The 6,233-nt window shown below is 53.5% G+C and carries 6 protein-coding genes; all 6 read right to left on the bottom strand.

All coding sequences use genetic code 11. The features are described 5' to 3' along the window. Positions 1–156: 156 nt before the first annotated feature. Complete coding sequence (locus tag NH395_RS08630) at positions 157–1,170, bottom strand: lipid A deacylase LpxR family protein (RefSeq protein WP_325073157.1); 1,014 nt, start codon at positions 1,168–1,170, stop codon at positions 157–159. Positions 1,171–1,297: 127 nt separating this feature from the next. Further along, positions 1,298–2,206, bottom strand: coding sequence for an SDR family oxidoreductase (locus tag NH395_RS08635; protein ID WP_199283715.1), 909 nt, complete (start codon positions 2,204–2,206; stop codon positions 1,298–1,300). 30 nt (positions 2,207–2,236) lie between these two features. Further along, positions 2,237–3,319: an aldo/keto reductase gene (locus NH395_RS08640; protein WP_199283716.1), complete on the bottom strand. Its 1,083-nt coding sequence runs from the start codon at positions 3,317–3,319 to the stop codon at positions 2,237–2,239. A gap of 61 nt (positions 3,320–3,380) precedes the next feature. Then, complete coding sequence (locus tag NH395_RS08645) at positions 3,381–3,977, bottom strand: TetR/AcrR family transcriptional regulator (RefSeq protein WP_199283717.1); 597 nt, start codon at positions 3,975–3,977, stop codon at positions 3,381–3,383. 136 nt (positions 3,978–4,113) lie between these two features. After that, positions 4,114–4,782, bottom strand: a complete 669-nt coding sequence (locus tag NH395_RS08650; RefSeq protein ID WP_199283718.1) for a cupin domain-containing protein — start codon at positions 4,780–4,782, stop codon at positions 4,114–4,116. A 47-nt stretch (positions 4,783–4,829) separates the two neighbouring features. After that, the gene (locus tag NH395_RS08655) at positions 4,830–5,450 is read right to left on the bottom strand and encodes a glutathione S-transferase (protein ID WP_199283719.1); all 621 of its coding nucleotides are present in this window, start codon (positions 5,448–5,450) and stop codon (positions 4,830–4,832) included. Positions 5,451–6,233 lie beyond the last annotated feature (783 nt).

Consider the following 6,233-nt stretch of genomic DNA (forward strand, 5'->3'; position numbering starts at 1 on the left):
TTATAGTAATAATCCGGGCCGAGGATGTCAACACGCCACCATCAATTAACCATCACCACTTTAGCCACCACAAAAAAACCTGCGGGCGGCTCGATAGGCCGCCCGCAGGTTCCATGATGTCCATCCAAAAGCGACCCCTATAGGGCTAAACTTGACTTAAAAACGCTTCGAGAGCGTCACCGCACCGAATTTATCCGACTCCTCCTGACCATCAAACTCCCGAGAGCGCGCCACGGCTGCATAGGTGACCTGCCAGTCTTCCCAGGCGAGCGCCAACCCACCTGAAATATCGCCTACCCATTCCTTGCGGTCGACCGAGTGACTATCTTGGAAAGTATTACCGTCAAGTGTCAGATTTTGCGCCATGTAATATCCTTCCATGTTGGCGAACAGATACCATTGCCAACCGCTGTTGCCATGGATCTGATGACGACTGCCGGGATTGGGGGTCAGCGTCGGAACTCCCTGTGCATCATCTCCCCAGCGCACGCTATAACCTGCACTGGCATAAGTATAGAGATTGCCAAGTGCTGCCCCGACGCTGGGGCCATGAGAAAACTGCTTGCCAGCCAAGGGGGTATCGTGCCACCACTGACGCCGCATCGTAAAATTGATAATAGGCTCATCGTCCAACTGGTTTCGCCAGCCACGTGGGCGATCACTGTCTGTTAGGCGGTGAACCTCTTGCTGAATGCTATCTGCTTGAGAGGAAGGCCCTACTAAGCCAACGTCCAAATGCAGATCCGTTGCCTGCTGCCAACGGCCTACTGGCTTATCTTCATAAAGCGATACACCACCATATATTAAACCAGCGTATGGGCGATCATCTTCAATAAGATCGCGACGCTTAATGACATCGGGCGTGTAAATTTGGTGTATCAAACGGTAAGAGGCGCGATCTGCCTGGCTAATGAGCCCATCCGGCAACGCCGTGGCTAAACGCTGCATCCAGCTTTGCGGCTCAGGCTTAAACATCCAGTTCAGCTCAAAGCCACTGGTAAAGTGACCATCATCACTACTGGCAAATAGATCGTTTTCGAACTTAAGGGAAAGCGTATTATCCTCAGCGGCCACGGCCATCGGTAGTAAACTGGAAGACAATACAAACGACAGCGCAGCTTTGCAAAATATGCCTTTGCGGATGCTGGGATGTTTGGCGAACGGCATCATGGCTCATTCCTTGAGTTGAGGAAACGGATACAAACATTGTTGATTGTATGTAATGATGTAAAAAGATAGCAAGCATACTTTTCTTTCCCGCCCCCCAAAAGTTGGTTGTTTACACACCTAGCATTACTTATTGCATACCAGTCTGGAGGCGATTGACCAATAAGTCGTCTCGCAGGATTTCCTCTTTGAGCGAGGTAAGCTCATCCACATCCCAATTAGCACTCAGATAGCGCCCTCGTGCCCAATCTGCCCTTCCTGACGCCAGCCAGACTAGAAAGGCGGCTGACAGCTCCGGACTGTCGATCAGAAAGGAGTGCCTATCCTCAGGCATGTTTCGAGCAAGTTCTGTAGCAACGCCGCCTGGATGAAGGGCAAAGCATTTGACACCATCCTCACCATGATCAACATCCACAAACTCACAAAGGCGATTGATGGCATGCTTGGATGTCTGATAACTGGATGCGGTAGGCGCAACTCGCTGAGCCCCGACAGACGACAGTAGAACCAAATGACCGCCGCTGCCTCCTATGTCTGCCCACTTTTTTGCAGATTGAATGAGGTGGGGAATAGAATACCGTATGATATGATAGGTTCCTTGGATATTGACCTCCCAAGTATGCCACCAGCTCTCTGGATCAGACTCACCGATTTTAGCCCACCGTTCAAGATGCCCTGCATTCGCATCAACTAGATCAATGCCGCCAAATTGTTCTACACAAGCTGATACCGCAGCGTCAACCTGTGCCGCATTGGTGACGTCGCAGATGGAATAAGCGCACCGAGTATCGGAATTTGCCTGAAAGACTAAGTCTTGTGTTTCCACCAGCGACTGCTCAGAGCGTGCTGTCAGATAAATGGCTTTGGCTCCTGCTTTAGCGAAGCATATCGCCGTTTCCCTACCAATTCCCCTTGAGGCACCCATTATGAGGACAATTTTGCCAGAGGCGGTGCCTGAAAGCGTAGAGGTTGGAGCGATTGCGTCATACTGGTCGTGGTGTTCCGTTAGAGAAAGATCTTGTGTCTGTGTTGGCGTCATGGGTATTCCTCATCAATAAAATAGCGACCTTTATGATTCGCCTTGCTCGCGGTACCCAGCCATCATGCTCATCATCCAGCCCGGGTACTCCTCCGGGATACGACTCGCCTCGTCCAGGGCTTTACGCTCGCCATCAGACAATCGGATCCGTGCGGCCCGGATATTGGCTTTCAGCTGATCTGGTCGCTTGGCACCAACAATAACACTGGATACAGGCTTCTGGTGCAGCAGCCACGCTAGCGCGATCTGGGCCATGGTGACGGGTTCGCCGTCAATCTGTTTTCCGTCAGCCACCTCCCGCATGACCTTGATAACCTCTCTGCCCCGTTCTCGGTTAATCGGCGGGAAGTCCAATTTGGCGCGCCGGTTGTCCTCGGACACGTCCGGACCCTCGTATTTGCCGGACAGGTAACCGCCGGCCAGCGGGCTCCACACCATCAACCCGACCTTTTCCGACGCCAACATGGGGATCACCTCCCGTTCCAGGTCGCGCCCCACCAGGGTGTAGTACGCCTGCAGAGACGCGACCGGGCACAGGTTGCGGGCCCGGGTGATACCGATGGCCTTCATGACCTGCCAGGCGGCCCAGTTAGACAAGCCCACATAACGCACATGGCCCTGTTGCACGAGGGTGTTCAGTGCCTCCAGGGTTTCTTCGATCGGGGTGGCCGGATCAAAGCCATGGATCTGGTACAGATCAATATAGTCGGTCTGCAATCGCGCCAGGCTCGCCTTGCATTCGCTCATGATGTGGCCTCGGGAAGCACCACGGGCATTGGGGCCCTCGCCCATGGGGCCGAGCACTTTGGTGGCCAACACGACATCTTCCCGGCGGACACCGAGGTTTTTCAGGGATTGGCCAACGATGCGTTCGCTGGCACCCAAGCCATAGATGTTGGCCGTATCGATGAAGTTGATACCGGCTTCCAGGGCGATCTTCACCAGTTCGTCGGCCTGTTCCTGCTGCAATTGCCCGATCAGGCCCCAGATGCCTTCATCACCGCCAAAGGTCATGGTGCCCAGGCAGAGTTCGGAGACGAACAAGCCCGAGTTTCCGAGTGCTCTGTAGCGTAACGAATTGCTATCAAATCTTGGCAGGTTGTGAGTGGTCATGTTGCACCTCCTGATGAAAGGTTAATGTCGTGACTTTTTGTCGTGTCTCATTCATTGCCATTCAAACGCCAGTGTTGTTCCCTTCCGAAGCACTTTGGCAGCGAGCCCTTAAAAGTTGTGTAGCCGCATCAAACGGAGCGGGATCTTCTACGGTGCGCGCCGCCAGATGGGCGCCTTCCAGCATGGCCAGGGTTGCGCAGGCTTCTTGTGCAGGATCAGAAATGGACGAGATTGATCCATCCCTCAGGCCCCGTTCAAAGGTTGCCCTGATCCAGTCCAGCACCATTGTCCGAACGCTACCCACCCGGTTAACAACCGCCTCGGGCAGGCTTTCTCGACAGATTGAAAAGGCAACGCACAGGCAGACAGTCTGGCCGTCATGCAGGGCACCCCGGTACACAGCGATGAGAGCACTTAGGCGTGCGCCAGCGCTGGGACAAGCCGCCTCTATTTCAGCCAGCCGCTCTTTCAGGCTGGTGTGATACCGCTCGATCAAACGCTCCGACAAGTCCGCCTTGGTCGGAAAGTGATAATGAATGGAAGCCTTTCTGATGCCGATGGCCTTCGCGAGATCCGCATAGCTGAACCCGTCAAACCCTCTTGATCGGGCGGTGCGCTCTGCGAAGTCTAACAGGGCGGTTCTTGTGTCACGGTTCATAATTAGTCAAAGGTTGACGTCGTTCACTCAGGCAGTTACCTAGTATGGTACCTTGATCAGGGGAAGGTTGAGATTCCTTCCCTTGATCAAGCCCTTTGGGCTCCTTACCGGTACAGAATGTTCAGACTCCCACCAGTTAAACTTCGGGGGTCCTGACAAACTGAAGGTGCCCTGTCTTAATCCAGATTTCCGCCCCATGGGCTCCGGCCGTTGCGGATAATGCTTCTCCTTCAGGCAGGCGCAGCCAGGCATTCCTGCCCAGCACATCATCGTTTACCGCGACATCGCCGTCCAGGACCAACACCTCGATCCCGCCAGCCGCGTCTGATGTTAAGGTAGCACCGGGCTCAAGCTTGCGGTAAGTGACCGTTTCACGCTCGTCCTCGTGCAGGAGCGAGGTGGAAATGCCTTCCACCGGAGCACCCAGTTCCGCTTCCATGTTTTTGCTGAACTGAGTACGGTCCGCTGGATTAAACTGCCAGAGCTTGACGAAAATCGTACATCCCTCGTCAGAACCAGGCACATGAGACGTGGTTGGCGGATTCCGCACATAGGTTCCCGCCGGATAATCCCCATGTTCGTCCTGAAACACACCGTCAAGTACGATGAATTCTTCACCACCGTCATGCGTGTGCGCCGAAAACCGACTGCCTGGCGCATACCGCACAATACTGGTAGCACGGGCCACTTCGCCACCGATACGATCCAGCATTCGCCGCTCCACCCCTTTCATAGGTGAAGGGCGCCACTCAAGCTGGTCGGTGTCAATGACCACGGGCTTTGTAAAGTCTGCATTGATTTCCATGCTCTGTCCTCCGGTTAATCAGTCTGCCAAGCCAAAAGCCCCTGGCATCAGCCGGTAATCGACGGACGGGCCGCGACCCGGGCACGCCAGGCGAGGAGATGATCGAGATGATCGGGAATGTCAACCTTGGCAAATTCTGCAAACACCATCCCGGCATAAGTCGTGATATCCGCAACAGTGAAACGGTCACCAGCAAGAAACTCGTTTTCCGCAAGAACCTCGTTGAGGTAGGCCATCGTGGACTGAGCGACCTCCTTCTGCTTATTGCCCCAGTCAGGGCATTGCCATGTCTCGAGGTCGGGTCCCAGGCCCTGGGTTGCATGGTGGAAATACGCGCCCACCGCATTCATCAAACCGGATTCGGCACGAATATTCATCATCGCGATAACCGCACGCTCTTTAGGCGAGGCGCCCGTTAGGGAGGGCCCGTCAAACACACCGTCCAGGTACTCAGTGATGGCGTTGCACTGTGCAATGCAGGTGCCATCATCAAGCTCCAGTACCGGTACGGTGGCATCGGGGTTCTTTGCCCTGAAATCACTGGTACGGTGTTCACCACCCATGACATCCACCGGGACAAACACCACTTTGTCGGTAGCACCTTTCTCGGCAAGGGCAATACGGACGCGTAGCGGGTTGGGAAAGCCTTCGGTTTCGTAGATTTTCATTTTTGACCTTTATTAGTAATGAATATGACAACACCTTACCTACTAAAAGGTAGTCATTCAATAAAATAAAGATATTTTTTATGGACACTCTGAATAACTCACGAAATGAGCGATAATCCTGTCCCTGCTCACAACAGGATTCGTTGCCACCATGGATCAAATCACCTTTTCCGAAGCCGAGTACCAAACCAAGAAGCGCAAGAAGACCCGTCGTGAGATCTTTCTTAAGCGGATGACAAGCTGATTCCCTGGAGGCAGTTGAAGATGAAATTTGCTGGCCGCGTTCAGCAATCTGCTGATCGGTGAAAAATACCTGCTGGCGTAGGGCCAGTGCGACTGTTTTCGCCGACATGGCGGAAATAGGCAAAAAACGCCAATAACGGAAAAATAGCGTCTCAATCTTTGATTTAGGCCGACTAAAATCAAGGCCAGCGAAAATCAGCGATTATTTAGACCTCGCCTAATACTCCCTCCCGTCGCCTCTCGACCCCGATAGCGCCCTAGCAGACCACCAGACCTCCCAAGGTAAGGCACGCGACGTTGTTCAGCGCATCCTTGCGCCTCACATTTCAGGCTGACACTCAAATTCGTTCCAGACGAATTTGTACCGCTTGAGTCTGTCGGATATACGTCATGGCGTACAGCAAAAGTGCTAGGGAAGGTCTGAATAACTGCCGATTATCGCCAATCGCGGTTTGAGTCGACAAAAAATCAAAGATTCAGACACGCTTCTCCCGTTATGTGTGTGTTTTTTGCCCGTTTCCCGCCTTTTAGGCGGAAAAC

The sequence above is a fragment of the Halomonas sp. Mc5H-6 genome, from assembly GCF_024124705.1.
Lineage (GTDB): Bacteria > Pseudomonadota > Gammaproteobacteria > Pseudomonadales > Halomonadaceae > Vreelandella > Vreelandella subterranea.